At 71.7% G+C, this 25113-nt stretch carries 24 protein-coding genes; 8 read left to right on the top strand and 16 right to left on the bottom strand.

What is annotated here, in order from left to right; all coding sequences use genetic code 11:
* Positions 1–7: 7 nt before the first annotated feature.
* From ACIBJH_RS42710 to ACIBJH_RS42690, 5 genes are all read right to left on the bottom strand, one after another.
* Positions 8–868, bottom strand: a complete 861-nt coding sequence (locus ACIBJH_RS42710; RefSeq protein WP_399122344.1) for an SGNH/GDSL hydrolase family protein — start codon at positions 866–868, stop codon at positions 8–10.
* Positions 865–2028, bottom strand: coding sequence for a glycosyltransferase (locus ACIBJH_RS42705; RefSeq protein WP_399122343.1), 1164 nt, complete (start codon positions 2026–2028; stop codon positions 865–867). Before ACIBJH_RS42705 ends, ACIBJH_RS42710 begins: the two co-directional genes overlap by 4 nt.
* Entirely contained in the window at positions 2025–3152 is a 1128-nt protein-coding gene (locus ACIBJH_RS42700; protein WP_399122341.1) for a glycosyltransferase family 4 protein, read from the bottom strand. The genes ACIBJH_RS42705 and ACIBJH_RS42700 overlap by 4 nt, the downstream gene beginning before the upstream one ends.
* Before the next feature lie 139 nt (positions 3153–3291).
* Positions 3292–4710 (bottom strand): HEAT repeat domain-containing protein, encoded by a 1419-nt coding sequence (locus ACIBJH_RS42695; RefSeq protein ID WP_399122340.1) that lies wholly within the window; start codon positions 4708–4710, stop codon positions 3292–3294.
* A gap of 333 nt (positions 4711–5043) precedes the next feature.
* Positions 5044–5436, bottom strand: a complete 393-nt coding sequence (locus ACIBJH_RS42690) for an ankyrin repeat domain-containing protein (RefSeq protein WP_019066472.1) — start codon at positions 5434–5436, stop codon at positions 5044–5046.
* Between the two features lie 256 nt (positions 5437–5692).
* Between ACIBJH_RS42690 and ACIBJH_RS42685 the strand changes: the two genes are divergently transcribed.
* Together ACIBJH_RS42685 and ACIBJH_RS42680 are read left to right on the top strand one after the other, a co-directional pair.
* Positions 5693–5887: a hypothetical protein gene (locus ACIBJH_RS42685; protein ID WP_019059657.1), complete on the top strand. Its 195-nt coding sequence runs from the start codon at positions 5693–5695 to the stop codon at positions 5885–5887.
* Positions 5888–5921: 34 nt separating this feature from the next.
* On the top strand, positions 5922–7514 hold the full coding sequence (locus tag ACIBJH_RS42680; protein WP_399122339.1) for a hypothetical protein: 1593 nt from the start codon (positions 5922–5924) through the stop codon (positions 7512–7514).
* A 52-nt stretch (positions 7515–7566) separates the two neighbouring features.
* Here the strand turns inward: ACIBJH_RS42680 and ACIBJH_RS42675 are convergent, their stop codons facing one another.
* Positions 7567–9069, bottom strand: a complete 1503-nt coding sequence (locus ACIBJH_RS42675) for a PLP-dependent aminotransferase family protein (protein WP_399122338.1) — start codon at positions 9067–9069, stop codon at positions 7567–7569.
* Positions 9070–9133: 64 nt separating this feature from the next.
* Between ACIBJH_RS42675 and ACIBJH_RS42670 the strand changes: the two genes are divergently transcribed.
* The 4 genes from ACIBJH_RS42670 (at position 9134) to ACIBJH_RS42655 (ending at position 12607) form a co-directional block, all read left to right on the top strand.
* On the top strand, positions 9134–9823 hold the full coding sequence (locus ACIBJH_RS42670) for a YitT family protein (protein WP_399122337.1): 690 nt from the start codon (positions 9134–9136) through the stop codon (positions 9821–9823).
* Positions 9820–10587, top strand: coding sequence for a glycerophosphodiester phosphodiesterase (locus ACIBJH_RS42665; protein ID WP_399122336.1), 768 nt, complete (start codon positions 9820–9822; stop codon positions 10585–10587). Before ACIBJH_RS42670 ends, ACIBJH_RS42665 begins: the two co-directional genes overlap by 4 nt.
* A 40-nt stretch (positions 10588–10627) precedes the next feature.
* Positions 10628–11977 carry an MFS transporter gene (locus ACIBJH_RS42660; protein WP_399122335.1) on the top strand — a complete coding sequence of 450 codons (1350 nt, stop codon included), beginning with the start codon at positions 10628–10630 and terminating at the stop codon, positions 11975–11977.
* 255 nt (positions 11978–12232) lie between these two features.
* On the top strand, positions 12233–12607 hold the full coding sequence (locus tag ACIBJH_RS42655; protein ID WP_003977404.1) for an RNA polymerase-binding protein RbpA: 375 nt from the start codon (positions 12233–12235) through the stop codon (positions 12605–12607).
* Positions 12608–12700: 93 nt separating this feature from the next.
* Here ACIBJH_RS42655 and fxsA read toward each other — a convergent pair whose 3' ends face one another.
* From fxsA to ACIBJH_RS42635, 4 genes are all read right to left on the bottom strand, one after another.
* Entirely contained in the window at positions 12701–13261 is a 561-nt protein-coding gene (fxsA, locus tag ACIBJH_RS42650; RefSeq protein ID WP_399122334.1) for an FxsA family membrane protein, read from the bottom strand.
* A 72-nt stretch (positions 13262–13333) separates the two neighbouring features.
* Complete coding sequence (locus tag ACIBJH_RS42645) at positions 13334–14146, bottom strand: polyprenol monophosphomannose synthase (protein WP_200708859.1); 813 nt, start codon at positions 14144–14146, stop codon at positions 13334–13336.
* A gap of 534 nt (positions 14147–14680) precedes the next feature.
* Positions 14681–16282: an amidohydrolase gene (locus tag ACIBJH_RS42640; protein WP_399122333.1), complete on the bottom strand. Its 1602-nt coding sequence runs from the start codon at positions 16280–16282 to the stop codon at positions 14681–14683.
* 47 nt (positions 16283–16329) lie between these two features.
* Complete coding sequence (locus ACIBJH_RS42635; protein WP_200708861.1) at positions 16330–16770, bottom strand: Lrp/AsnC family transcriptional regulator; 441 nt, start codon at positions 16768–16770, stop codon at positions 16330–16332.
* 269 nt (positions 16771–17039) lie between these two features.
* Here ACIBJH_RS42635 and ACIBJH_RS42630 point away from each other — a divergent pair, with 269 nt between their 5' ends.
* The gene (locus ACIBJH_RS42630) at positions 17040–17474 is read left to right on the top strand and encodes a hypothetical protein (RefSeq protein WP_200708862.1); all 435 of its coding nucleotides are present in this window, start codon (positions 17040–17042) and stop codon (positions 17472–17474) included.
* Between the two features lie 10 nt (positions 17475–17484).
* Here the strand turns inward: ACIBJH_RS42630 and ACIBJH_RS42625 are convergent, their stop codons facing one another.
* From ACIBJH_RS42625 to ACIBJH_RS42600, 6 genes are all read right to left on the bottom strand, one after another.
* Entirely contained in the window at positions 17485–18579 is a 1095-nt protein-coding gene (locus tag ACIBJH_RS42625) for a phosphotransferase family protein (RefSeq protein ID WP_399122332.1), read from the bottom strand.
* Between the two features lie 314 nt (positions 18580–18893).
* On the bottom strand, positions 18894–19994 hold the full coding sequence (locus tag ACIBJH_RS42620) for a hypothetical protein (protein ID WP_399122330.1): 1101 nt from the start codon (positions 19992–19994) through the stop codon (positions 18894–18896).
* Positions 19995–20337: 343 nt separating this feature from the next.
* Positions 20338–21555 carry an acyl-CoA dehydrogenase family protein gene (locus ACIBJH_RS42615; protein WP_399122329.1) on the bottom strand — a complete coding sequence of 406 codons (1218 nt, stop codon included), beginning with the start codon at positions 21553–21555 and terminating at the stop codon, positions 20338–20340.
* A gap of 229 nt (positions 21556–21784) precedes the next feature.
* A complete protein-coding gene (locus tag ACIBJH_RS42610; protein ID WP_200708867.1) occupies positions 21785–22444 on the bottom strand; it encodes a TetR/AcrR family transcriptional regulator in 660 nt (219 codons plus the stop codon).
* Between the two features lie 65 nt (positions 22445–22509).
* The gene (locus tag ACIBJH_RS42605; protein WP_200708868.1) at positions 22510–22656 is read right to left on the bottom strand and encodes an SCO1431 family membrane protein; all 147 of its coding nucleotides are present in this window, start codon (positions 22654–22656) and stop codon (positions 22510–22512) included.
* 101 nt (positions 22657–22757) lie between these two features.
* The gene (locus tag ACIBJH_RS42600) at positions 22758–24110 is read right to left on the bottom strand and encodes a peptidase C39 family protein (protein WP_399122328.1); all 1353 of its coding nucleotides are present in this window, start codon (positions 24108–24110) and stop codon (positions 22758–22760) included.
* 216 nt (positions 24111–24326) lie between these two features.
* On the opposite strand from ACIBJH_RS42600, the gene ACIBJH_RS42595 reads away from it, so the two are divergent.
* A complete protein-coding gene (locus ACIBJH_RS42595) occupies positions 24327–24947 on the top strand; it encodes a uridine kinase (RefSeq protein WP_399122374.1) in 621 nt (206 codons plus the stop codon).
* Positions 24948–25113 lie beyond the last annotated feature (166 nt).

The raw sequence follows: 25113 nt of genomic DNA, 5'->3' as shown, positions 1-25113 counted from the left end.
GCGCGCCCTATGCGGCGTCCGGCTGCTTCTCCCCCACCGAGAGGGCGGCCAGCGCCGCCGACACCGCGTGGGACGCGCTCAGGTCCAGCCGCGCGCTGGTGCCCCGCGCGCGGTGGCGCATCTCGTCGGCGGCCAGCCTGAGGAGCTGCGGCAGCAGGTCGGTGCAGCGGCGGGCCACCCAGCCGGTGCCCGCGGTCGCCAGCCACCACAGGCTGGCCGACCTGGTGGGGGCCGGGAACTCGGGCTCCGGCGAGGGCGCGGCTCCCGTGGCCACACCCTCCTCGGCGAGCAACGCGTGGAACCGCAGGGCCAGTTGGCGGTGGCCTCGCTCTCCGGGATGCAGCCGGTCCGCGCTCCAGATGGCACGGTCCATGATCCACTCGCCCTCCGCGGCATGCAGATGCACGGCCCCGTACCGCTCGGAGAGCGCGTGCACCACGGTGTTCACCGCTCGCTGCCGCCGGGCGAGCGGGCGGGCCAGTGCACCCGGGAGGCCGAGCATGGCGCCCGGGTCGGGCAGACAGGCCGTCAGGAGGACCGCGCCCTGTGCCGTGAAGGCCGCGTAGACCTCGTCGAGCCGGGCGGCCAGGGCCTGGATGTCGAAGGTGCAGCGCAGGGTGTCGTTGACGCCTATGACGACGGACACGACGTCCGGGTTCAGGGCGAGCCCGGCCGGGGTCTGCCGTTCCAGCACGTCCCGTGACTGTGCCCCGCTGACCGCGAGGTTCGTGAACTCCACGGTGTCTTCGGGCTGCCCGGCCAGCCCGTCGGCGAGCAGCGCGGCCCAACCGCGCCACGCCTCGCCGACGGGATCGCCCACGCCCTCGGTGAGCGAATCACCGAGGGCGACGAAACGGACCGTTCTCATGCCACCCCTCCGGGCACGAAGCGCCGTACCGGGACATCCGCGTCGTGCGCGGCGAGGAACGCGTCCACCGCCGTGTCCCAGCCGAAACACTCCGCACGCGCGCGTGCGATCTCCCGCCGCTCCGGCTCGGAGCGCTCCAGCAGCATGTCCACGGCGTCCGCGAAGGCCCGCCCGTTGTCCGCGGCCGTGGCCCCGGCGGAACCGATGACCTCGGGGAGCGCGGACGAGGCGCTGGCCACCACGGGCGTGCCGCAGGCCATCGCCTCCAGCGCGGCGAGCCCGAAGGTCTCGGCCGGCCCGGGTGCCAGGCACACGTCGGCGGAGGCCTGGAGCGCGCCGAGCAGCCGCCGGTCGGAGACGTGCCCGAGGAAGGTGACCGGCAACCCGCGCTCCCGCGCCCGCTGTTCGAGCCGGGCCCGCAGCGGCCCGTCCCCGGCGACCACGAGGACCGCCCGCCGCCCGCGCCGTACCAGCGCCTCCAGGGCGTCGAGCGCCGTGCCGGGCCTCTTCTCCACGGAGAGCCTGGTGCAGGTCACCAGCAGAACCTGGTCCACGCGCGCGTACCGCGCGCGCACCACCGGGTCCCGCAGCGCTGGGCTGCGCCCCACCAGGTCGACGCCCAGTGGAGCCCGTACGACATTGCGGGCGCCGATGCGGACGAACTCCCGCTCGGCGAACTCGGTGGTGCACACCACGCGCGCGTAGGTGTGCGCCGTACGGACGTTGAGGGCGTCGGCGGTGCGCCGGGACATGTTCTCCGACAGGCCCCAGGTACGGAGGACGCCGTCGGCGGTCTCGTGGGACACCATCACGGCGGGGATGCGGGCCCGCCTGGCCCATTTGCCGGTCCAGCGCAGGGTCGTGCGGTCGGAGACCTCCAGGCGGTCGGGGGCGAGCCGTTCCAGGAGGCCGGCCACGCGCCGCTTGTCGGTGAGGACGCGATAGCCGCCGGTGCCGGGCAGCAGCGGCCCGGGCAGGGTGATGATCCGGCCCTGCTCGGTCTCGCGGTCGGTGTGGCGCTCGCCGGGCACGATGAGGACCGGGTCGTGCCCGGCCTCCTTGAAGCCCTTGCCCAGCTCACGCAGGGCGGTGCGCAGCCCCCCGGAGGAGGGGGCCACGAAGTTGGCGAGCCGTACGATCCGCAGCGCAGCGGTGTTCACGCCGCCACCACCACCTTGCGGGCGGCGAGGACGTCGCCGTAGTGCGCGATCAGCTGGTCGCCGACGGCCGCCCAGGTGCGGCCCTCGACCATGGCCCGCGCGGCGGTGCCGTACTCGGCCCGCAGCTCGGGATCGGCGGCCAGGGTCCGTACGGCGTCCGTGACGGCGTTCTCGTCGCGCGGCGGGAAGAGGAACCCGGTGCGCCCGTGGGCGACCAGGTCGAGCGGACCGCCGGCGGCGGGCGCGACGACGGGGACGCCGCTGGCCATGGCTTCCTGGACGGTCTGACAGAAGGTCTCAAAAGGTCCGGTGTGCACGAATATGTCCAACGAGGCGAAGATACGGGCGAGCTCGTCGCCGGTACGGCGTCCGAGGAAGACCGCGCCCGGCAGCGCCTCGGTGAGGTGCGGCTGACTGGGTCCGTCGCCGACCACCACGACACGCACGCCCTCAAGACCGCAGACCCCGGCGAGGAGTTCGATCTGCTTCTCGGGGGCGAGCCGGCCGACGTAGCCGACGATCAGCTCGCCGTTCGGCGCGAGTTCGCGGCGCAGCGCCTCGTCCCGGTACTCGGGGCGGAAACGCTCGGTGTCGACCCCGCGCGGCCAGAGCCTGACCCGGGGCACGCCGTGTGCCTCCAGGTCGCCGAGGGCCGCGCTGGACGGCGCGAGGGTGCGGTCGGCGGCGGCGTGGACGGACCGTATGCGCCGCCAGGCGGTTGCTTCGCCGGCACCGACGTACGTACGGGCGTATCCGGCCAGGTCGGTCTGGTAGACGGCCACGGCGGGGATGCCGAGCCGGGCGGCGGCGGCCATGCCTCGGACGCCGAGGATGAAGGGGCTGGCCAGGTGCACGATGTCCGCGCGGTGTTCGGTGATGGCCGCGGCGACGCGTCGGCTGGGGAGGGCGACGCGGACCTGGGGGTAGCCCGGGAGCGGTAGGGAGGGGATGCGGATGACGGGGCACGGCGACTGGGCGTCGGGCCCGGAACCGGCCGCGGTGGCCGGCGCGACGACGAGCGGATGATGACCGCGATCCACGAGGTGCCGGGCGGTCTGGAGCGCGCAGTGGGCCACGCCGTTCACATCGGGGGGAAAGGATTCGGTCACGATGACGACACGCATACCCGTGTTGTCGCCGTGCTGGACGTGCCCGCGTCAACGTGGATCTATGCGAACGGTGAACGTCCCATGAGCGTTGCGCTGCACACCCGAGCAGGTCAGACGGCGTCCATGCCCGTCTGACCCGCGGGTCATCCCGTGTTCACACTGCGGGGGCGTCGGGCCCGATCCGGCTCCGGACGGCTGTCTGGACCTCCGCTTCCTCGGCCGGGTCGGCGGCGAGCCTGCGGAGCTGTTCCACGACCCGGGCGTCACCGGTCTCGGCGTGCCGGGCGGCGATCTCCCGGGTGGTCTCCTCGCAGTCCCAGAGGCACTCGACGGCGAAGCCGGTGGGGAAGGAGGGGTCGGTGGCGGCCAGGGCCCGGGCGGCCCGGCCGCGCAGATGGGACGAGGCGGTTTCCCGGTACACATGGCGCAGGACGGGTGCGGCGCAGACGATGCCGAGGCGGCCGGCGCCGTCGACGAGGGTCCACAGGGTGGGGGCGTCGGGTCCTTCGCCCATGACGGCCTCCCTGAGGGCGCCGAGGACGAGGTCGCTGTCCTGGGCTCCGCCCCGGCAGGCGAGCATCCGGCCGGCGGCGGCACCGAGCGGGTCGGGCCGTCGGGCCCAGCCGCGGGCCCGGTCGACGGCGGCGACGGAGCGCATCCGTTCGAAGGCGTCGACGGCGGCCTCCACGACGGGTGCCGAGCCGGTGGCCACGGCGCGCTCGATGAGCTGGAGGGCTTCGGGGTCGTTGCTGTCGGCGAGATACCGAAGGGCGGTGCAGCGGGCTCCCTCGCTGCCGTCCTTGGCCGCCTCGACGATCTCGGGCCGGTCCTCGGGGCCGGCCACCGCGCTGAGGCAGCGGGCGGCGGGGACGTGCAGCGCGGAGCCGCGTTCGATGCCCTGTTGGGCCCATTCGAACACCGCTTGCACGCTCCACCCCGGACGGGGCCCGGTTGGTCGCATCTGCCGTTGCCAGCGGTCGAAGCAACCGGCTTCCTGGGCGGCACGCACGCGCGTGGCGATCGATTCCCGTGAGTCCTCGGCCCACAGCCGCCAGGGCCGGGGCTCGAAGGCGTCGCGCACGGCGGTGGCCAGTTCGGCCTCGCCCTCGGGATCGGCCGGGAAACGCGCCAGCACGGGGGCGGCGAGGGCGCGCAGGCCCGCGTCGTCGTCCCTGAGCGCGAGTTCGTCGAGCGCCCAGGCCCAGTTGCTGCCGGTGGCCGCGTACCGGCGCAGCAGCACGAGCGCGTCCCGCCTGCCGTAGGAGGCGAGGTGCCCGAGGACGGCGAGGGCGAGGCCCGTGCGGGACTCCTCGGTGTCGAGGACGTCCTCGGTGTCGAAGAGGTGGGCCTCGACGGCGTCCAGATCGCCGTTCAGATCGAGGTACAGACGGGCGTAGTACAGGGAGCGGTTCTCCACCTGCCAGTCGTGGCGGGGGTCGCGCAGCACACAGTGGTTCAGCGCAGCCAGTGCCTCGGCACGGGGTGCGGTGAGCGCGTGCAGTGTGCCGTCGCCGCGGCCCCGCTGAAGCAGGCCGAGCAGCGTACCGCTGGGCGCTATGACCGGATCGAACATGGGAAACAGCCTCACATCAAGCGTCGACGCAACCGGGGGACGTGCACTACCTGGCCGCGTGACAACACGTCGGGGCGCCCGCCGTTTCCTGCTTGCTGTAGACCATTTTCCTCTGCCTCTCGTCGGTGGCCCAAGCGGACCCTCACGGCCCGCGCGGTGCGGCAACACCTGCCCGGCCATCGCGTCCGTGAATCACGACGTCATGATGACCCGGCAGTTCTCGCTGCCGCGACCGAAATTTCGGGCGGCCACGTGCTGCCTTCCCCCGTTTTCCCCCGTTTTCCTTGTCGTACCTGGTCACAAGGCCCGTCCCAGTGAATGACGGACCACACTTCAGTGCGCGCCGAACAGCTCCAGCAACTCGGCCTTGCCGAACATCCGGGCCGTGTCGAGTGCCGACGGCGTGCCCGCCGCCGGATCGGCACCGGCCTCAAGCAGGACTTCGATCACTTCCTGCTCACCCTTGAAGACGGCTCCGGCGAGCGGGGTCTGCCCCCGGTCGTTGATCCGGTCGGCCTCGGCCCCCCGCGCCAGCAGGGCCCGTACGGCGTCGGCGTGCCCGTGGTACGCGGCGAGCATCACCAGGGAGTCACCGCGGTCATTGGTGAGATTGGCCGGAACACCCGCGTCCACATACGCCACCAGCGCCTCGGTCCCGCCCTGGCGGGCCAGATCGAAGATCTTGGTCGCGAGCTCCACGACCTCGGGGTCGGGGGCTTCACTCATCGGCCTGACCGCCTCTCACTAGTACGGGTGAATCGCCAGCGTACTGGCTCCGCCGACACATGACCGGCCCTCTCCGAGGCAAAGATCACCGCAGGGCCCGACACAGGTGAAACCCCTGCTCAGACGGCCCGAATGCGCTCCGCCATCAGAGGGAAATCCGCCGAAATTCACCCACTTGCACCTTTTATCGTATGGATACATCCTGTGATCCTGGAAGAACTCATGGTGACTGTCCCCACGAACCAGGAGAGCTCAAATGATCCTGTCCATGTCAGGCGTCGTCCTTCTCGGCATCATCGTCTTCCTCTTCTTCAAGAAGGACGGACTCAAGGCCTCGCACGCCCTGGTGGCCGCACTCTTCGGCTTCTACATGGCCAGCACGGCCATCGCGCCGAGCATCAAGGCCGGCGGGGAGAGCCTGGCGAGCCTCCTCGGTGGCATCAAGTTCTGACGCAACCACCCGTACGCACCTCCAGGAGACAGCAGTGGCCCGGCGCCCCCTCCCCCGCATCCTGAGCAACGGCAGCGCACAGATCGCCCGGAGCCGGGAGCTGGCCCGGACGGCGGCCGACAGCGCCACCGACGTCCTCCATCCGCTGATCACGATCACTCGCGGTCTGCGCCGGCTGGCATCCGCCGGGCGGCGCAGATGGGCCGACACCCCCAAGGACAAGCGCGGGCCACTGCTCTTCCTGGTGGCCTCGGTGGTCCTGGTGGTGGCACTGGTGCCGTACGGCCCGCTGCTCGCCGTCATCGTCCTGATGGCGGCGGCAGCATGGCACGGCCGCGACCGCACCCCACCGGCGCCCGAAGGGCCCGACGAGTCCCAGACCCAGCGCCTGCAGTCCCTCTACGAGGCGCTGGTGCCCTACTTCTCCATCGCCGAGGACCCGGCGCCCCTGTTCGCCCACGGCGGAGACTGGGAGAAAGCCTTCCCCGCCCACGAGTTCGACGGCGCGGGCCGCATCACCCACCTGGTGGTCCGCTACCCGGCCTACTTCACCGACGGCGAGGCCGACTCCCGCGCGCGGATCGAGCAGCTGCTCACCGCGAAGTCCGGGCGCGGCCGTGAGTACCGCTTCGAATGGGACGAGGAGGGCAACCAGCTCACCATCGGCGTCCTCGCCCCGCTTCCCACCGACATCGCCGCCCAGCGCTTCGTCACCGCGCCCGGCGAGACCGTCCTCGGCTTCACCGACCCGACCCATGTCCACCGCACGCTCCCGCTGACCCACGGCACGGAACAGCGCGATGTCCCGCCGGTCGTCTGGCGCACCGGCATCCGCTCCACCGAGCCGAACCTGCTGGTCATCGGCCAGCCCGGCAGCGGCACCTCCACCCTGCTGCGCTCCATCGCCCTCCAGGCCCTCCAGTACGGCGACGTCCTGATCGTCGAGGGCGGCGGCACCGGCGAGTACGCGTGCCTCACCGGCCGGGACGGGGTCCTCGCCGTCGAGTGCGGGCTGACCGGCACCCTGGCCAGCCTGGAGTGGGCCTCCCAGGAGACGGAACGCCGGCTGATCGCGGCCAACCACGCCCGCCAGTCGGGCCACCCGGCCCCGGACGACACCAGGCGCCCCCTGTGGATCATCCTGGACCGCCCGAGCGCCTTCGCCCACCTGGCCGCGGCCGACGGCCGCCAGGACCCGCAGTCCCTGCTCCAGGTACCCCTGCGGCACGGCCGCGCGGCCCATGTGACGGTGGTGGTGGCCGACCAGTTCGACAGCGCGGACACCCTGAGCGACGCCGTACGACAGCACACACGCGCGCGTGTCGTCCTCGGCCCCGCCACCGCCGCCCAGCTGGAGGCGGTCCTCGGCGCTCCCCCGCACACCACACCGATCGCCCAGGTGCCGCCCGGCCGCGGCTACGCCCGCCTCGGCAGCGGCCCGGTGCACCGGCTCCAGGTCCCGGCGACCCCGGACCCGTACGACGACGCGACGAGCGACGCGGACCGCCAGGCGGTGCTGGCCCTGCTCCCGCCGCGTACGACACCGGCGGACGCGGCGGAGACGATGCCGACCGAGGTGCTGCCCGCGGAAGCGGCGGTGGAGGCCGCTGTGGCGGAGTCTTCGTAGAGGCCGCCGTTCGGGGCGGGCGGCCAGGAGTCGCCCGCCCCGAACCCTGGAGCTACGCCACGAACGTGCGCGGGGACTCGCTGCCGCCACCGCCGACCCCGTTCTCCACCAGCCGGGCCGCCGCGGCCAGCCGGGCCGCCGCCTCCTCGGCCACCGCGCCGCCCACGGTGAACGGCAGCCGCACATAGCCCTCGAAGGCCCCGTCGACGCCGAAGCGCGGCCCGGACGGGACGCGTACGCCCACCCGCTCCCCCATCTCGGCGAGCCGCGAACCCGACAGCCCACCCGTGCGGACCCACAGCGTGAGCCCGCCCCTGGGCACCTCGAACTCCCAGCCGGGCAGCTCCCGCCGTACCGCCGCGACCAGCGCGTCCCGGTTCTCCCGGGCCTGGCCACGCCGGATGTCGACGGCCTGTTCCCAACCGCCCGTGCTGAACAGCCAGTTGACGGCGAGCTGTTCCAGCACCGGGGTGCCGAGGTCGGCGTAGGCGCGGGCCGAGACCAGGCTGCGGATCACGTCCGGAGCCGCGCGCACCCAGCCGATGCGCATGCCGGCCCAGAAGGCCTTGCTGGCGGAGCCGACGGTGATGACGGTCGAGCCGGCCGGGTCGAACCCGCAGACAGGGCGCGGCATTTCGACGTCGTCGTCCAGCCACAGCTCGGTCATCGTCTCGTCGGCGACGAGCACGGTGCCGGCCGAGCGGGCCGCATCCACGAGCTGCCGCCGCTGGTCGTCGTCAGCGAGGGCGCCGGTCGGATTGTGGAAGTCGGCGACCACGTACGCGAGCCGGGGCGCCGCGTCCCGCAGCACCTGCCGCCAGCGGTCCATGTCCCAGCCGGTCAGCCCCTCGGCCATCGCCACGGGCACCAGCCGGGCGCCCGCCTCCCGCATCAGCTGGAGGATGTTGGCGTAGGAGGGCGACTCGACGGCGACCCGCTCGCCGCGACCCGCGAAGAGATGGCAGATGGCGTCGATGGCGCCCATCGCACCGGTGGTGACCATGATCTGCTCGGGCATGGTCGGGATCCCGCGCAGGGTGTACCGCTCGGCGATCATCGCGCGCAGCGCGGGCAGCCCGGCCGGGTAGTCGCCGTGCGTGTGGGCGTACGGCGGCAGCTCCTCCAGGGCGCCCTGCACGGCCCGGGTGAGCCACGGCTCGGGCGCGGGCAGCGAGGCGCAGCCGAGGTCGATCACCGAACCGAGGGCCTCCGGGGGCAACGGCTCCAACCCGCGCGCGGGGAGCGGGTTTCCGGCCGGTACGGCGGTCCAGCTGCCGGCACCGCGCCGGGACTCCAGGAACCCTTCGGCGCGCAGCGCCTCGTAGGCGGCGGCGACCGTGGTGCGGCTGACGGACAGCGCGAGGGCCAGCTCCCGCTCGGCGGGCAGCCGGGCGGCCACCGGGACGCGCCCCTCCAGCACGAGGAGGCGGATGCCGTCCGCGAGGGCCCGGTAGGCAGGCGGTCGGCGGGTGCCGGGTCCGGCCGGCCGGTCCTGCTGGGAGTTGAGCAGCCGGGCCAGCTGCGCGGCGCCCATCGCCGAAGTCCACTGCGCCATGGAAACCAGTCCACCTTCCCGGAATTGGCCATGGATGACGTCTGTTCTCAAGCCACAGAGTGTCATGCGTCAGGCCACTACCACCACCAGGGGGCACCCCTTGTCCACGCGGAACCGTCTCGCCCGACGGTTGGTCCAGCTCTACGTCGGACTCGCGCTCTACGGCGCCAGCTCGGCACTCCTCGTGGTCTCCGGCCTGGGCCTGGAGCCCTGGAACGTGCTGCACCAGGGCCTCGCCGAACTCACCGGCCTGACGATCGGCGTCGTCTCGATCATCGTGGGCGCGGCCGTGCTGCTCCTGTGGATCCCCCTGCGCCAGCGTCCGGGCCTCGGCACGGTCTCCAACGTGTTCGTGGTCGGCCTGGCCATGGACGGCACCCTCGCGCTGATGCCGGACGCGCGCGGCCTGGCCGTACGGATTCCGCTGCTGATCGCCGGCATCGTGCTCAACGGGGTCGCCACCGGCCTCTACATCTCCGCGAGCTTCGGACCGGGCCCGCGCGACGGCCTGATGACCGGGCTGCACAAGCTCACCGGCCGCTCCATCCGCCCGATCCGCACGGGCATCGAGGTCGCCGTCGTGGCCACCGGCTTCGCGCTCGGCGGCACGGTGGGCGTCGGCACGCTGCTCTACGCCCTGGCGATCGGCCCGCTCGCCCAGCTGTTCCTTCGCGTCTTCGCCGCCTCCTCGGCATCCGGTGGCAGCACGGTCGTAGCCACGGGGTCACCGGAACGGGCGATACTGCCCGGGTGACCACGCTCATACGTCATCCCTACCTCGACCATCCGGGACCCATCCCCTTCGCCCACCGGGGCGGCGCGGCGGACGGCCTGGAGAACACCGTGTTCCAGTTCCGCCGCGCGGTCGAGCTGGGCTACCGGTACATCGAGACCGACGTGCACGCCACCGCGGACGGGAAACTCGTCGCCTTCCACGACGAGACCCTGGACCGGGTGACCGACGGCGCGGGCCGGATCGCGGACCTCTTCTGGTCCGACGTGAGCCACGCGCGCGTGGCGGGCAAAGAACCGGTGCCCCTCTTCGAGGAGTTGCTGGAGACCTTCCCCGAGGTGCGCTGGAACGTCGACATCAAGGCGGAGCCGGCACTGCGCCCGCTCCTGGACCTGCTGGAGCGCACCGACTCCTGGAACCGCGTCTGCGTCGGCTCCTTCTCCGAGAAGCGCGTGGTCCGCGCGCAGCACCTGGCCGGGCCGCGCCTGGCCACGTCGTTCGGCACGCGCGGGGTGCTGAATCTGCGGCTGCGCTCCTGGGGAGCGCCCCTCCCGGTGCGCCGCTCCGCGGTGGCCGCACAGGTGCCCGAGGAGCAGTCGGGCGTCCCCGTGGTTGACCGGCGCTTCGTGAGCGCTGCCCACGCGCGCGGAGTGCAGGTCCACGTGTGGACCATCAACGAGGCCGATCGCATGCACCGGCTCCTGGACCTGGGAGTCGATGGCATCATGACCGATCACATCGACACACTGCGCGAGGTCATGGTGGAGCGGGGCGTCTGGGCCTGAACCCCCGGGGCGTCGCGTTCACGGGGAAGCGAGGGCATGGGTGGGTACCGACACCCTGCGGTCACCGGAGGCCGACAAGGCCGCCGAGCGGCGGCGCGAACAGCGCGGCTGGTACTTCTACGACTGGGCCTGCTCCGTCTACTCGACAAGCGTGCTCACCGTGTTCCTGGGCCCCTATCTGACCTCGGTCGCGAAGTCGGCGGCGGACCCGGACGGGTTCGTGCATCCCCTGGGGATACCGGTCCGCGCGGGCTCCTTCTTCGCCTACACCGTCTCCGCGTCCGTGATCGTGTCGATCCTCGTCATGCCCCTCGCGGGCGCGGCGGCGGACCGTACGGGCCGCAAGAAGCCCATCCTGGCGCTGGCCGCCTATGTGGGCGCGACGGCCACCACGGGCCTGTTCTTCCTGGACGGCGACCGCTATCTCCTGGGCGGTTTCCTGCTGATCGTCGCCAACTCCTCCGTGGCCGTCTCGATGGTCGTGTACAACTCCTACCTCCCGCAGATCGCCCCGCCCGAGGAACGCGACGCGGTCTCCTCCCGCGGCTGGGCCTTCGGCTACGCGGCCGGTTCCCTGGTCCTCGTCGCGAACCTGGTCCTGTTCACCGCCCACGACTCCTTCGGCCTCTCCGAGTCGATGGCCGTCCGCATCTGTCTCGCCTCGGCCGGCATCTGGTGGGGCGCCTTCACCCTCGTACCGTTGAAACGACTGCGCGACCGCGGCCGTACGCCGTCCGAGGCACCCACGGCGCAGGGCTGGCGGCAGCTCGCGGCGACGGTCCGGGACATGCGCGGCAAACCGCTCACCCTGTCCTTCCTGTTCGCCTACCTGATCTACAACGACGGCATCCAGACGGTGATCTCCCAGGCGTCCGTGTACGGCTCCGAGGAGCTGGGGCTCAGCCAGTCCACGCTCATCACGGCCGTGCTGATGGTCCAGGTGCTGGCGGTGGCGGGCGCGCTCGGGATGGGGCGACTCGCCCGGACCTACGGGGCCAAGCGGACGATTCTCGGCTCGCTGGTGGCGTGGACGGCGACGCTGGCCGCCGGGTACTTCCTGCCCGCCGGCGCGCCCGTCTGGTTCTTCGTGCTGGCCGGCGGGATCGGCCTCGTCCTGGGCGGCAGCCAGGCGCTGTCCCGGTCGCTGTTCTCGCATCTGGTGCCGCCCGGCAAAGAGGCCGAGTACTTCTCGGCGTACGAGATGAGCGATCGGGGCATGAGCTGGCTGGGCCCACTTCTGTTCGGGGTGACGTACCAGCTGACCGGAAGTTATCGGGACGCGATCATCTCCCTGGTGGCCTTCTTCATCGCGGGATTCGTGCTGCTCGCACGGGTTCCGGTGGCACGGGCGATCGGCGACGCGGGGAATCCTCTTCCCGAGAGGATTTAGCGCTGGAAGCGAAAGGGCGGTAGTGTACGCGTTTGGCCTGCCTGGCGTACCGTTACTGCGCGTCAAAGATGACGAATCGCTAGGTGACATCTGCTAGTAGATGTGACAAACCGGGCGCTGGTGGGTACAACAAGGGGCGGCTACGACGGCGACGCATGACCCCGTACGGGAATCTTTACCGCCGACCGGACGTTGACCGGATGACGACGACAGCGACACCTGTCCTGTGGGCGACAAGCCCGGGAGGCACGATTCATGAGTGAGCGAGCTCTTCGCGGCACGCGCCTCGTGGTGACCAGCTACGAGACGGACCGCGGTATCGACCTGGCACCACGCCAGGCCGTGGAGTACGCATGCGAGAAGGGACATCGCTTTGAGATGCCCTTCTCGGTCGAGGCGGAGATTCCGCCGGAGTGGGAGTGCAAGGTCTGCGGGGCCCAGGCACTCCTGGTCGACGGCGACGGCCCTGAGGAAAAGAAGGCCAAGCCCGCGCGTACCCACTGGGACATGCTGATGGAGCGGCGCACCCGCGAGGAACTCGAAGAGGTCCTTGAGGAGCGTCTTGCCGTTCTCCGTTCCGGCGCGATGAATATCGCGGTTCACCCGAGGGACAGCCGCAAGTCGGCCTAGTCCCGGAGGTGCGGAGCGGTTCTACCGCACACGCAAGTAAGCGCGGGCGCCGTACGAACATGTACGGCGCCCGCGCTTTTGCCTGCCCGGATGTCAGCCGGTGAGCGGCGGGCGGGGGCCCTGCGGGGCGTCACCGCCGGGCTCGTCCCGGACGATGACCTCGCCCTGGACGACCTTGCCGTCCGGGCGGTGGATCCGGGCCTGCTGGAAGGCGTCTCCCAGGGTGCCCGGGGCGGCCCTGCGCAGCTTCCGCTCGACCGTGCGCTCCGCGTAGCGCCCCAGAGCCCGCTGGACCGGCGGGATCAGCAGGAGCAGCCCTGCCGCGTCCGAGATCAGACCCGGGATCATCAGCAGCAGGCCGCCCAGCATCATCAGGCCACTGCCACCGCCGCTGGCCGGGGCGGTGCCCTGCTGCACGGCCTGGCTCAGGTTCTGGAAGGCCCGTCGGCCCGCCCGCTTGATCACCACGGCGCCGAGCACCAACCCGGCGAGCAGCAGGAAGAAGACCACGAGACCGCTCGACGCGCCCGCCACCACGGTCAGCAGCCAGATCTCCAGCACCAGCCACGCGGCGATGCCCAGCGGCAGGAACGTACGCAGCCGGGAACGCGGGGGTCGGGCGGCGGAGGAAGGGGTGGATGCGCCAGTCGTCATACGTCCAGTGTGCCTGGGCCCGGCTCAGTGCGGGATAAGGGGACGATCAACGAGGCCTGTGGGGTTGCGGGGCTACGGCTGTGAGGGCTTTCTCCCGGAGGTGCCCCGGCCGCGGAGCTTGCCGACCCGCTCGCCCACACCCCAGGTGGTGACCCGCCACAGGGCCTCGACGAGGATGTCGCGGCTCATCTTGGAGTCGCCGTGTTCGCGCTCCACGAAGGTGATGGGGACCTCGACGACGTGGTAGCCGGCCTTGACGGCGCGGCGGGCCAGGTCGACCTGGAAGCAGTAGCCCTGGGAGGCCACGTCGTCCAGTCCGAGGCCTTCGAGGGTCTCCTTGCGGAAGGCGCGGTAGCCACCGGTGATGTCGCGCAGCGGCAGGTCGAGCGCCACGCGCGAGTAGAGGCTGCCGCCGCGGGAGATGAACTCGCGGGACTTGGGCCAGTTCACCACCCGGCCGCCGGGCACCCAGCGGGAGCCGAGCACCAGGTCCGCGCCCTTGAGGGCGGTGAGCAGCCGGGGCAGCTCCTCGGGCCGGTGGGAGCCGTCGGCGTCCATCTCGACGAGGACGCCGTAGCCGTTGTCGATGCCCCAGCGGAAGCCCGCGAGATAGGCGGCGCCGAGGCCCTCCTTGCCCTTGCGGTGCAGCACCTGGACCTGTTCGTCCTCGGCCGCCAGCTCGTCGGCCAGCTTGCCCGTGCCGTCGGGGCTGTTGTCGTCGGCCACGAGGACATGAGCCTCGGGGACCGACTGCCGCACCCGCCCGACGATGGCCTTGATGTTCTCCGCCTCGTTGTAGGTCGGAATGATCACCAAGGCCGTGCCGAGCGGGCCGAACTTCCGCCCCTGGGCCTGTGCCGCGAGGGCTCCGTCGCCGTCGTTCACTGCTGCCCCTTCATGTCCGTACGCAGGCGTCCACCATAGTGGCCGCCGCCTGGGATGACGTGCCACGTCGTTCGTACGGTGGTGTCGATTCGACAAGAACGGGGTAAGACTGTGCCTTTTGGGCACTGGTGTGCTGCGGATGGGGGCCCGGCGCCCTTCGGGCCGACCTGGGACCCGCCGGCTGCGGGTCGACCAAAGCCGTTGTCTACTGGACGTCCGGGCCCCACCCGGGTCACACCAGCCGACCGGCCGGAACGTTCCCTCGCCGTGGCGCGGGCGCTGAGCCTGGCTCCCAGTGGCGGTGCCCCGGTGCGGCACACCGTCCCTGACCCAGCGGCGCTTCGGCGATTGTTCGGAGGTTCCCCGGTCGGGCGTCCGGTGGTGGACTCGGACGAACCTACCGGCCCCCTGCGCCCGCCTGTCAACAGCCGTCTGATCTGCGCTTTCTCCCTCAAATGGCTGGTCAGGGCGGAGGATGCGCAGGTCGCGCGACAGGGCGGCGGGCGCGGATCGGGGGCGCGCCACCCCGGGAGATCACTCGCCCGGCCGTACGAACACCGTCCGTCCGCCCACGACGGTGCGCAGGCAGACGGGAAGCTCGCCGCCCGGTGTCAGGTCGGGCAGGCCGGGTGTGCCGGAGCGCGGGTCGGTCGACCAGCGCGCGACCCGGTCGTCGGGCGCCTGCACGACCAGGGCGTCGGTCCGCCAGACGGCGTAGTCGGCGGGCGCGCCCGGCACCAGAACACCCGCGTCGTCCCGTCCTACGGCCCGCCAGCCGCCCCGCGTATGCGCGGTGAACGCGGCCCGCGCGGAGACGCGGTGTTCAGCCGTTCGGTGGAACGCGGCGGCGCGGACCGTGCCCCAGGGGTCGACCGGGGTGACCGGGCTGTCGGAGCCGAAGGCGAGCGGCACGCCAGCCCGCAGCAGGGCCGCGAAGGGGTTCAGGGCGCGGGCCCGCTCTACGCCCAGACGCTGGGCGTACATGCCCTCCTCGCCGCCCCACAGCGCGTCGAAGGCGGGCTGCACGGAGGCGGTCAGGCCCAGTTCGGCGAAGGCCGCGATGGTCTCCGGGGTGAGCAGCTCGGCGTGTTCGACGCGGTGACGGGCGGCACGGACGCGGGCCAGGCCGACCTTCTCGGCGGCCGCGCGGACGCCCTCGACCACGGCGGTCACGGCGGCGTCCCCGATGGCGTGGAAGCCCGCCTGGAGGCCCGCCTCGGTGCAGGCGACGACATGGGCGGCGACGGCGTCCGCGTCGAGGTAGGCGATACCGGTGTGCCCGGCGTCGGCGTACGGCTGGTGCAGGCAGGCGGTGTGCGAGCCGATGGAACCGTCGACGAAGAGGTCCCCGGCCGCCCCTACGGCGCCCAGCTCCCGCGCCTTCGCCACGTCCTGCTCGGCCCAGTAGCCGACGACCCGCGTCCCGGGCTCCTCGGCGGCGAGCCGCAGCAGGCCCGTGAAGTCGTCCTCGGAGGAGATGTCGGGTCCGGCGCACTCGTGGACCGAGCCGACGCCCAGGGAGGCCGCGTGGGCGAGGGCGGTGCGCTGGGCCTCGACGCGCTGCTCCGGGGTGATGGCGGCGAGCGCGGTGGCCCGTACGGCGTGATGGGCGTCGGCGGTCAGGGGGCCGTCCGGCGCCTCGAAGCCGGGGACCAGGTCGAGCAGGGCCGTGGTGACGACCGCGGAGTGGACGTCGATGCGGGAGAGGTAGAGCGGGCGTCCGCCGGTCGCCGCGTCGAGTTCGGCACGGGTCGGCGGGCGGCCCCCGGGCCAGCGGGCGGCGTCCCAGCCGTGGCCGAGCAGGACGCGGTCGGCCGGGCGGGCGGCGGCGAAGTCCCGCACGAGGGACAGGGCCGTCTCCAGGGAGGGCGCGTCGGACAGGTCGAGGCCGGTGAGCGCGAGGCCGGTGGCGGTGGTGTGCACGTGTGCGTCGGTGAACGCGGGGGTGACCAGCGCGCCGTCCAGGTCGACCACCTCGTCGACCCCGTCCGCGAACGCGTCGGCGGCGCCCTCGGAGCCGACCCAGGCGACCTGGCCGCGCTCCACGACCATCGCGGTCGCGAACGGGTCGGCGGGACTGTGGACTTCGCCGCGGCGGAGCAGGACGGTGGCCGGTTCGGGGGTGCGCTCACTCATGGGGAACAGTCTCGCGCCTCGTCGGCGCGGCCCCGCACGCAGGTCGGTCAGATGCGCGGCGGGCGGGCCTCGTACGGCGTCGAGAGGACCACCGTGGTGCGAGTGGAGACGCCGGCCAGGCCGCGCAGCCGGGCGAGCAGTTCCTCCAGTTCGTGCGGGGTGGAGACCCGCACCTTGAGGATGTAGTTCTCGTCGCCCGCGACGCTGTGGCAGGCCTCGATCTCGGGGACGCCGGAGAGGCGGTCCGCGATGTCGTCGGGGGCGCTGGGGTCGAACGGTGTCACCGAGATGAAGGCGGTCATGGGCAGACCCACCGCCTCCGGGTCGACGACCGCGGCATAACCGCGGATGACGCCACGCTGTTCCAGCCGGCGCACCCGCTGGTGCACGGCCGACGTGGACAGGCCCGTGGCCTTGCCCAGGTCTGTGTAGCTCATCCGCCCGTCCTTGACGAGCAGCTGCACGATTTGTCGGTCCAGCTCCTCCATGGCGCAAGAACTTACATGGCCGCTGATCTCCTCCGATACCTCAGCGGCGCAGGTCATACCCGGTTCGTGATGTGGCGGAGTGCGGCCTGTGAGTCAGCTGGGGACAAATCCACCGCCCCGGGCATCTGCGGGCGGCATGTGACGAACGCCACAGGCCCCGAACGGTCTCCGTGATGTTCTCGTGATTACCGCGGAGACGGGACGGGAAGTGCTTGCTGTGGTCGAGGCCGCAGCGCCTTCACGGCCCAGCCCAGTAGGGGGAGAAACCCATGCAGAGTCTTCAGCGCCCTGGACGCACCGCGCCCAAGCGGCCGCAGCTCGTCGTCGAGTCCGAGCCGGAGGGCGTCGAATCCGACGGCTTCGAGGCCGACGAACTCGACGAGTACGACACCTTCGAGATGTACCGGGTGATCTGCCCGGACTGCGTGCAGCCCATCGCGCTCCTCGCGGACGAGGAGGTCCTGCCGGAGCACGCGCTGTGCGCCTCTCCGTGGAACCCGTTCGGGCTGACGGTCTGCGCCGGCACGGGCCGTGAGGCGGCCGACGCCCGCTCCGCCGACGAGACCATGGAGCTCCAGGAGCAGGACACCGCGCTGCTGTTGACTCTCCCTCAGGGCCTCGACTGGCGGACGCAGCCCTTCTCGCACGTCGGCGGCCCCAGCTCGCGTCCGATGCGGGTGCCCGACATGCGTCGCGCCGCCTGAGTGCTCTCGTTCAATCCCAGTAACTGCCCTGCACCATGGCCCGCAGGCTGCCGTGGTGCAGGATCAGTGTGTCCGGGTCCGCCGGGACGGCGCTCTCCCCGAAGTGCACCTGTCGGTAGGCGACGCGCAGCATCACGATCGCGTGCCGCAGGGCCGCGTACAGGGTGTAGAAGTCCATGTCGCGCGGGGTGTGGCCGGTGAGTTCGGCGTACCGGGCCTCCACCCGGTCCCGGCGGAAGAACTCCGGCAGGCCCGGCTGGCCGAAGGCGGCCGTGAGGTCCTGGAAGAAGCGGTGCAGATAGACGGTCCAGCCGAGGTCCACCTCGCGCGGGGCCGGGGCCGCCATCTCCCAGTCGAGGACGGCGACGGGGTCGAACCCGTCGTAGACGACGTTCCCGATGCGTGCGTCGCCCCAGTTGAGGACCGTCTCGCCGGGGTCGGTCGGCCAGAGTTCGGTCAGCCGGTCGAAGGCGCTCTCGATGAGCGGTGAGCGGGCGAGTCCGTCGACGACCCATTCGTAGTAGGCGCGTTGGGCCGCGACGTGGCGGCCGAGCGCGTCGCCCTCGCCGGGGAGTGCGAGGAACTCGGCCTCGGACGGCGGGACTTGGTCGTGCAGGCGGGCGATCAGGCCGACCGAGGCGGCCTCCAGACGCTCCCGTTCCGCGTCGGTCGCCGCGTGCAGCCAATTGCCCTCGTACGTATAGGGCATGACGTCTGGCGGTACGCGTCCGGCCACGCGTTCCATGACGAAGAACGGGGCGCCGAGCGGGGCCGGGTCCTCCTCCAGCCAGCGGACTTCGGGTATCGGGAGGTCCGTGCGGTCGGCGACCAGGCGCATGGTGCGGAACTGGCGCGGCATGTCGTAGACGGGGAAGACGGTGTACGCCGCCGGGTCGGCCGCGAGTCTCAACGCGCAGGCGCGCAGGGGTGGTTCGGGGTGTTCGATGTCGAAGAGGAGGGTCTCGCTGGACATGCCGTTCGACGCGGGGACCGTGATGTCGACGGCCTTGGCGCCGGGCAGGCGGGTGTCGAGCCAGGCGGTGAGGCGGTGGGCGAGTTCCTCGGGGTCGCGGGTGGTCGTACGCGGGCGGGGTGCCGTGGCCATGTCTCAACTCCCTTGCGGTGCTGCCGCGCCGAAGCCGGTAAGACCGACGGGCGCGGCGCCGGACAAGCGGGAATCACACAACCCCGCCGAACCACAGGCGAGTTCCTCCGGGGCACGGCAGGTCGTACGCGGGCGGGGTGCCGTGGCCATGTCTCAACTCCCTTGCGGTGCTGCCGCGTCGAAGCCGGTAAGACCGACGGGCGCGGCACCGGACAAGCGGGAATCACACAACCCCGCCGAACCACAGGCGAGTTCCTCCGGGGCACGGCAGGTCGTGCGCGGGCGGGGTGCCGTGGCCATGTGCGTCAACTCCCCTACGGTGCAACCGAGTCGAAGCCGGTGAAGCCGCTCGGGTCGTGGCGGCCGAAGGAGCCGTGCTCGAAGATGCCGTGGCCCACCTGCCCGTCGAGGCGGAAGCGGGCCGCGTGGTCGGTGACTCCGTAGGCGGCGAGCGGGTTCGGCCGGGTGAGGTCGTAGGTGCGCCGGTCGTTCCAGTCCCGGCCGCGCCAGGTGCCGTGCTGCCAGTCGTCGGCGGGTGGGTAGCCAGCGCCGACGGCCAGGGGCGACGAGGTCAGCATCTCGACTTGGAGTTCCTGCGGTTTGCGGGTGTCTCCGAGGTGGATGAGAGCGCGCTCGGGCCGGCGGGTGCCGGAGCGGTAGGTGATCTCGGCCTGGGGCCAGCCGAGTTGGCGGTCGCGGTGGCCGGGGCGGACGACGGTCGCCTCGTTCAGGGTGCGGTGGCCGTCGGCGTCCTCCTGGACGATCACCATGAGGAAGCGGTCCTCGAAGCGGACCGGGCACCAGATCCAGTGGAAGCCCTCGGTCGGGTGGTCCGCGGCGAGCCTGCCACCCTCCTCGCCGGGGATGGGCCGCACGCCCCAACTGCGGTCGCGGGTACCGGTCCAGCCGTCGGCGGTGACCCGGAACTCCTCGTCAGCGGCGCGGATGACGCCCTCCACGCCGCCCGCCTGGACGAAGCGGCGCCCTTCGAGGGTGAGCCGATCGCCGCGGTACTGGACGTGGTGCGGTTCCCAGAGGGCCGGGAACTCGGCGGTCCAAGTGAGGTCGTACGAGAGGGAGTTGTCGTCGCAGCGCAGGCGCAGTCTGTGCAGTGGCTCCTCGACCTCGATGCGCAGGGGGCCGACCGCGAGGTGCATACGGTCGTCGCCGAGGGCGTCCGAGGCGCGGACGGCGTGCAGGGTGTCGCCGGTGCGGAGGGTGGCGTAGGCGTCGATCACGCCGACGTTGGGGTAGACGCCGAGGCCGAGGACGAGCAGGGCGCGGCCCTCGTGGTCGAGGACGTGGAAGATGCAGCGGTCGTAGGCGTTCCGGTCGCCGGTCGCGACGTGCTTCATCGACAGGGGGACCTGGTGCACGGGGTACTCGTCGAGGGGCACGGGACGGTCGTCTGCCACGGCTAACCTCCCCTGGGGACAGTGGAGGTGACGGTACGTCAGGTGGCGTGCGGTAGCCAGAGGCGAGAGCCGTACGCCGGTGAACTCACGCTCGATTTGGCGCGCCGGTGACCTGCCGCCGGGCTCTTACGTTGCCCTGGTATGACCCCCACATATGCGCCGACCGGGCGTCAGCGCCGCATCTACGTCCCGGCACCCGCAGAATCGGTTCAGCCTGCTCCGCCGCAGCCGCAGGATCCGCCCATCTACCGCGATCTCATGCGGACCTGGGCCGACCGCGGCCGCACCCTGCCGGGGCGGCACGACCCGGAGTGGGTGCGGCTGGCGGAACCGCCGGTCGGGCTCAGCCAGTTCGGTGGGCTTCAGGACCCGCCAGATGGCGGGCGATGACCATGCGCTGGATCTGGTTGGTGCCCTCGACGATCTGCAGGACCTTGGCCTCGCGCATGTAGCGCTCGACCGGGAAGTCCGCGGTGTAGCCATATCCGCCGAGCACCTGGACGGCGTCGATGGTGGCCTTCATCGCGGTGTCGGTGCAGTGCAGCTTGGCCATGGCGGCCTGTTTGGCGAACGGCCGGCCCGCGTCGCGCAGCCGGGCCGCCGCGAGGTAGAGCGCCCGGCCCGCCTCGATCTGGGTGGCCATGTCGGCGAGCATGAAGCGCAGCCCCTGGAAGTCGGAGATCGGCCGCCCGAACTGCTGCCGTCCGGTCGCGTACGCCACCGCCTCGTCGAGCGCCGCCTGCGCCAGGCCGATCGCGCAGGCCGCGATGCCGAGCCGCCCGGAGTCCAGTGCGGACAGGGCGATCGCGAAGCCCTGGCCCTCCTCGCCGAGCCGCCGCTCGTCGGAGACCCGGACGCCGTCGAAGTGAACCTGGGCGGTGGGCGAGCCCTTCATGCCCATCTTCTTCTCCGGCACCGCGCCGCTCAGTCCGGGCGCGTCACCGGGCACCAGGAAGGCGCTGATCCCGCGCGCGCCGTCCTCGCCGGTGCGGGCCATGACCGTGTAGAAGTCGGCGATGCCGCCATGGGTGATCCAGGCCTTGGTGCCGTCGATCACCCAGTCTCCCCCAGTCTCGGCTTCGCTCGACCGGGAGGGGCCCCCATCGTCCCGTACCGCCTTCGTGCGCAGGGAGGCGGCGTCGGAGCCGGAAGACGGTTCGGAGAGGCAGTAGGCGCCCAGCAGTCCGCCGCCGAGCATCGCGGGCAGGTGCTCGACCTGCTGCTGCTTGGTGCCGTAGTTGGCCAGCGCGTGGCAGGACAGGGAGTGGACGCTGACGCCGAGGCCGACGGTGAGGCGGGCCGCCGCGAGTTCTTCGAGTACCTGGAGGTAGACCTCGTACGGCTGGTCGCCGCCGCCGTACTCGGAGTCGTAGGGCAGGCCGAGCAGTCCGGACTCGGAGAGCAGGGTGAAGACCTCGCGCGGGAAGATTCCGGCGTCCTCTTCCTCGGCCGCCCTCGGGGCGATCTCACGCTGCGCGATGTCGCGGACCAGCGAGATCAGATCCCGGGCCTCGTCCGTGGGCAGTTGCCGGTCCACCGGCTGCGGGGCGCGGTCGGGCATGGCGACGCTCTCCTCCCTGTCGGGACATCGGCGGGCGTACGCCTGGGGTCGAGGCGCCTGCGCCGGATGTCGCACGGGTACGGCCACTGCTCCCGCTCCCGGGTCTCGGAAGCGGCTGACCAGCGGCTCTGCGCTGTGAGTATGCCCGATCGGAGGTCTGCCGTCACCAGTTAACGACCGCTCACTTCGAGGATAACCCGGTCGTCCGGAACTGGCCGGGAGCGCCCGTTCAGCCGTCCCGGCGGGCGGGTGCCGGCGCCGGATACGTCGGGTCCAGTTCCTCGATGGCGCGCAGGGTGCCGCCCAGGGTCTTCACGAGGAGCTCGCGCATCGTCTCGCGGGACAGGTCGGGGCCGCTGATCCACTCCAGGGTCGCGCCCTCGACGCTGCACACCCAGCCGAACAGGCCCATGCGCGCGAGGCGGGAGATGTCGCTGCGACCGTAGGCCCCGGCTGCGATGGTCTCGACGATGGCCGCGCGCACTCCGTCGCGGATGGCGTGCACCTCGGTGTCGAAGCCGACGCCGCCGCTGACGATGGTGCGGTAGGCGGCCTGGTTGTGCTCGGCCCAGCGGAGATAGCTGTCCATCGTGCGCTGTACGCGGTCGAGTTGGGGCAGTTCGAAGCCGCTCGCCGCGAAAGTCACCAGGTCGGCGACGGAGTCGTTGATGATCGCCAGGTAGTAGCCGCGCTTGGACTGGAAGTAGTAGTAGATCAGCCCCTTGGCGACATGCGCCTGCCGCGCGATGTCGTCCATGGACAGCGCGTCGTAGGACGTGTCGGCGAACAACTTCCGGCCAATGGCGATGAGTTCGGCGCGGCGCGCCAGGGAACGCTCGGTGCCGCGCGCCCGGGGACGTACGACGTCACGCTGCTGACTGATTTCCAATTTCGACTCTGGCTCTCCAACTGGGCTTGGTCAACCGCAGTATGGCAGGTCGGATATGCGTCAGGTCACAGCAGGCCGATTTGGGTCACGAGCATCGCGATCACCACGACCAGGGTCCAGCCCATGACGTGTTCGACGATCTTCGGGCCGTCGCCCTTGGGGCCGCCGGTGCGGGTGCGGGCGCGCGCGGCGCCGGCCGAATGTGCGGTCATGGTGGCTCACAGAGGTCGGATGTGCGGTGGACTCCCCCGTTCTGTCCACCTTGCCATCCATATCGCCTTCCGCACCGGAGACCTTGGTCACAGCTCCAGGGTCAGCGCACGCCCACCTCCGCGAGTGCGATGCGCTGGCGGGCGGTCGGGCGCGCCGGGAAGTAGAGGTAACAGACACCGCCGGTGCCTGAGGAGAGGTTGCCGGAGGCGTTGTACCGCTTGGTGCGCAGCCAGATGTTCTCGAACTCACGGCGCTTGTAGACGCGGCGGACGGCCGGGTCGCTGGGCGAGTTGGGGTCGTTGGCGATCACGTCACCGGCGGCGGTGAAGCCGATCACGGTCATCAGATGGCCGGAGGTGCCGTATCCCGCGCCGGTCAGCTCGCTGCTGAGGAACGACTGTGACGTTATGGCCGGGATGCCCGCCGCGATCAGCGTCTCCAGGTCGGTGAGCGAGCCGAGCCGGGTGACCACGCCCTGGAGGTCCTGGTACGTGGCCGCGTAGGCGGCGTTGAACGGCCAGTTGCCGCAGCCTTTGTACTGGTGGTCGTAGGTGAAGCGGGCCGCGTTGTCGACCTGCGGGTCGGCGTAGGACGGGTCGACCCAGGCCAGTTGCTCCGGGGTGAGCCGGCCGCCCCAGTACTCGATGATCATCTGCGAGGAGGTGGGGCTGCACCAGGCCTCGCCGCCGTTGTCGTACTCGGGGTACTGGCCGATGTGGATCTCCTGCGAGTAGCGCGGGACGATCAGCTCCTGGGCCAGTCCGGGCACGGAGGCCGGGACGGTGAAGCGGTCGGGGACGTCCGAGCCCATCGCGCCCAGCCGCCACACGACGGGGGTGAGCTTGGTGCCGGGCTTGCGGTAGAGGGTCAGGCGCAGCCGGTACGAGGCCAGGCGCAGGCCCGTGGTCGCGTCGTCGATCGCGAAGGTGTCCGTCCAGACCGCGGACCTGCCGTCCTTCTGGTCGTCGACGGAGGTCCGCTTGATGTCCTGGTCACCGGCGGCCCAGCGGCCCATCACGTACCAGGGAGTGTCCGTACCGTCGGAGTACGTGCCGCCCAGTTCGACCTGGATCCAGGTGCCGTCGGGGGTGTGCGCGTTCCAGGACGCGATGGCCTCCGTCGCGGGGACGGCAAGGCGGTGGACGGGGGAGGTCCAGGTCCCGTACTCCCAGGCGGCCGTCCTGCCGGTGTGCGGGTCCGTGTAGTCGACGCTGCCGAGGGCGGCGGCGATGGCGAGGCCGGGGCGGGAGCCCGGGACGGCCCGGGTGCCCCGGGCGGTACCACGGCACCAGTCGTCGTAGGTGGTCCACGCGTGGTAGTCGACCAGGGTCGGGGCCTGGTCCGAGTCGGCTGTGCCGGTGTCGGCGGCAGCGGGGCCGGCCCCGCTCACCACGGCGGCGACGACCGCGGCGGCCAGGACGGCTCGGCGGGACGGCTGTTCGGCTCTGCTCATGGGCGGAAGACCCCCGGATGCTCCGAGTCGGGACAGATCCAATGGACGGACGTGCGCCCACTATGGGCACACACGGCTCCCCGCTGCCAGCACTTCGAACCTCGCCACACCCACCAATATTGGTATCGACCACTGGCATGACCTGGGGCGGGAGCGACCGCTCCCTAGACTGTCCCGGTGACCTGCGGCATCACCCACGACCTCCCGGGACCAGTCATGCACGACCTCGCCCACCGGCTCCGCTCACTGCCCCCGTCCTGCGGCCCGGTCCGGCTCGTCGGTGTCGACGGGCACGCGGGGTCCGGGAAGTCCACGTTCGCCGGGCGGCTGGCCGCGGCCCTGGGCGGGGCGCCCGTGCTGCACCTGGACGACCTCGCCACGCACGACGAACTGTTCGGCTGGACCGACCGGCTGCTGAGCCAGGTGATCACCCCGCTCGGCCGCGCCGAGAGCGCCCACTACGCCCCCTACGACTGGCACACCCGACGCTTCGGACCGCCTCGCGCGCTGCCGTCCGCGCCCGTGGTTCTGATCGAGGGCGTGGGCGCCGGACGCCGGGCGGTACGGCCGTTCCTCGTGGGGCTGCTGTGGATGGAGCTGCCCCACGAGGAGTCCTGGGCACGGGGACGGCTGCGGGACGGAAGTGAACAACGGGACTTCTGGGACGGGTGGGTCGAGGCGGAACGCGAACACTTCGCCGAGGACCCTTCGCGGCCCTACGCGGACTTCCTGGTACGGCAGTTGCCGAAGGGGTACGAGGTGCTGCCGGGGCCCATCGGGACGATTGGACCGGACCACGAAATCACCCACGGTGACGGACCGCCCGCAGTGTGCTGAACTTGTGAAGACCGTCATGCGCGAACTTGCCTGAGTGCCTCAACTCGGCTTGACCCAGGGGCCGTACAGGTCTTACGTTCTGAATGTGCGGCCGTTCGGAGCCGCCCAGAGTCGCGAAGCCCCCGGTTGTTCCCCCGTGATCGGGGGCTTCGTTCTGCTCTCAGTG

Source organism: Streptomyces sp. NPDC050548, assembly GCF_044457385.1.
In the GTDB taxonomy this organism is placed as follows: domain Bacteria; phylum Actinomycetota; class Actinomycetes; order Streptomycetales; family Streptomycetaceae; genus Streptomyces.
The sequence above is the reverse complement of the archived record's forward strand: the minus strand, read 5'-3'. Positions and strand labels throughout refer to the sequence as shown.

Excerpts from the sequence above, each read along its gene's own strand:
- ACIBJH_RS42710 (WP_399122344.1), bottom strand. The coding sequence starts at position 868 with ATGAGAACGGTCCGTTTCGTCGCCCTCGGTGATTCGCTCACCGAGGGC.
- ACIBJH_RS42700 (WP_399122341.1), bottom strand. The coding sequence starts at position 3,152 with ATGCGTGTCGTCATCGTGACCGAATCCTTTCCCCCCGATGTGAACGGC.
- ACIBJH_RS42695 (WP_399122340.1), bottom strand. The coding sequence starts at position 4,710 with ATGTTCGATCCGGTCATAGCGCCCAGCGGTACGCTGCTCGGCCTGCTT.
- ACIBJH_RS42690 (WP_019066472.1), bottom strand. The coding sequence starts at position 5,436 with ATGAGTGAAGCCCCCGACCCCGAGGTCGTGGAGCTCGCGACCAAGATC.
- ACIBJH_RS42685 (WP_019059657.1), top strand. The coding sequence starts at position 5,693 with ATGATCCTGTCCATGTCAGGCGTCGTCCTTCTCGGCATCATCGTCTTC.
- ACIBJH_RS42675 (WP_399122338.1), bottom strand. The coding sequence starts at position 9,069 with ATGGCGCAGTGGACTTCGGCGATGGGCGCCGCGCAGCTGGCCCGGCTG.
- ACIBJH_RS42670 (WP_399122337.1), top strand. The coding sequence starts at position 9,134 with ATGCGTCAGGCCACTACCACCACCAGGGGGCACCCCTTGTCCACGCGG.
- ACIBJH_RS42655 (WP_003977404.1), top strand. The coding sequence starts at position 12,233 with ATGAGTGAGCGAGCTCTTCGCGGCACGCGCCTCGTGGTGACCAGCTAC.
- fxsA (WP_399122334.1), bottom strand. The coding sequence starts at position 13,261 with ATGACGACTGGCGCATCCACCCCTTCCTCCGCCGCCCGACCCCCGCGT.
- ACIBJH_RS42640 (WP_399122333.1), bottom strand. The coding sequence starts at position 16,282 with ATGAGTGAGCGCACCCCCGAACCGGCCACCGTCCTGCTCCGCCGCGGC.
- ACIBJH_RS42635 (WP_200708861.1), bottom strand. The coding sequence starts at position 16,770 with ATGGAGGAGCTGGACCGACAAATCGTGCAGCTGCTCGTCAAGGACGGG.
- ACIBJH_RS42630 (WP_200708862.1), top strand. The coding sequence starts at position 17,040 with ATGCAGAGTCTTCAGCGCCCTGGACGCACCGCGCCCAAGCGGCCGCAG.
- ACIBJH_RS42625 (WP_399122332.1), bottom strand. The coding sequence starts at position 18,579 with ATGGCCACGGCACCCCGCCCGCGTACGACCACCCGCGACCCCGAGGAA.
- ACIBJH_RS42615 (WP_399122329.1), bottom strand. The coding sequence starts at position 21,555 with ATGCCCGACCGCGCCCCGCAGCCGGTGGACCGGCAACTGCCCACGGAC.
- ACIBJH_RS42605 (WP_200708868.1), bottom strand. The coding sequence starts at position 22,656 with ATGACCGCACATTCGGCCGGCGCCGCGCGCGCCCGCACCCGCACCGGC.
- ACIBJH_RS42600 (WP_399122328.1), bottom strand. The coding sequence starts at position 24,110 with ATGAGCAGAGCCGAACAGCCGTCCCGCCGAGCCGTCCTGGCCGCCGCG.
- ACIBJH_RS42595 (WP_399122374.1), top strand. The coding sequence starts at position 24,327 with ATGCACGACCTCGCCCACCGGCTCCGCTCACTGCCCCCGTCCTGCGGC.